Origin of the sequence: Longitalea luteola, assembly GCF_017356035.1 — a bacterium.
Classification (GTDB): Bacteria; Bacteroidota; Bacteroidia; order Chitinophagales; family Chitinophagaceae; genus Niastella; species Niastella luteola.
The window spans coordinates 1-1,184 of sequence record NZ_JAFIQX010000034.1 but is presented as its reverse complement, the minus strand read 5'-3'; the positions used below and the strand labels follow the sequence as shown (position 1 = coordinate 1,184).

Below are 1,184 nucleotides of genomic sequence, written 5' to 3'. Positions count from 1 at the left end.
TGTTCTAGCTAGTATTTGATCCGACAGTTTGAGGATTTTTTCTTTTTAGTTTTATAGGGTCAGGATATATTTTATGCTGCAGGTGGGACATCCTGTAGCATTTTTTGCTTTGCTAAAGGTAAGGTTTCTAAAAATGTTTGCATAGGAGTTCTGCCATAGCAGTATTTGCCAGAGTGCGTACGCTGGTTATTATACTCTTCTAACCACAGATCCAGATCTGCTTGTAGTTCATCAAGTGTGTTATAGATTTTCTTCCTAAAGGTAACAGCATAGAACTCTTCCTGCATGGTTCGATGCAATCTTTCACAGATGCCGTTAGTTTGAGGCGATTTGGCTTTTGTTTTAGAGTGATCGATGTCTTCCAGGGCAAGATAGAGTTGGTATTCATGGTGCTCTCTGGCGCCACAGTATTCGGTTCCGCGGTCAGTGAGTATTCTAAGCAGATTAATGCCATGCTGCTCAAAGAAAGGAAGAACCCGGTCATTAAGCATGTCCGCTGCAATTAAAGCGTTCTTACGATCGTACAGTTTGGCTGTAGCCACTTTGCTATAGGTGTCAATAAAAGTCTGCTGATAAATACGACCAACGCCCTTAATCGTGCCCACATAGTAGGTGTCCTGGGCTCCGAGATATCCGGGATGGTGGGTTTCTATTTCGCCATAGGCTTGCTTTTCCTCCTTGGCTCTTTCCAGGGCGACAACCTGGTCTTCGGTAAGTACCATACCTTCCTGGGCTGACTTGACCTCTAAGGCCTTTAAGCGTTTACGGATGGTTTCCAGATCATGGCGTAACCAGACACATCTGACACCTGCCGGTGAAATAAAAATGCCCTTCTTTTTCAATTCGTTGCTTGCCCTCAACTGGCCATATGCGGGCTTCTCAATAGCCATAGCTACAACAGCCTCTTCAACAGATGGTTCTATTCGATTCTTTATGTTAGGTTTACGACGGCTGACTTCCTGCAAAGCATGCTCACCACCTTGCTCATATAGTTCTTTATAACGATAAAATGTGTCTCTGGAATAACCGAATAGTTTACAGGCTTGGGATACGTTACCTAATTCTTCGGCCAGCTTTAGTAGGCCAACTTTACCTTTAATTAATTTAACTTGCGTGTTCATGATTTGACAGCTTTTGGGATTACTTAATTGTGTAGTTACTTTAAAGTTAATCCCAAACTGTCA

At 42.8% G+C, this 1,184-nt stretch carries 1 protein-coding gene; it reads right to left on the bottom strand.

Annotated elements, in window-relative coordinates; translation table 11 throughout:
- Positions 1 to 71 precede the first annotated feature (71 nt).
- Positions 72 to 1,121: an IS481 family transposase gene (locus JUB15_RS28295; protein WP_242696548.1), complete on the bottom strand. Its 1,050-nt coding sequence runs from the start codon at positions 1,119 to 1,121 to the stop codon at positions 72 to 74.
- Between the last annotated feature and the right edge of the window lie 63 nt (positions 1,122 to 1,184).

Excerpts from the sequence above, each read along its gene's own strand:
- JUB15_RS28295 (WP_242696548.1), bottom strand. The coding sequence starts at position 1,121 with ATGAACACGCAAGTTAAATTAATTAAAGGTAAAGTTGGCCTACTAAAG.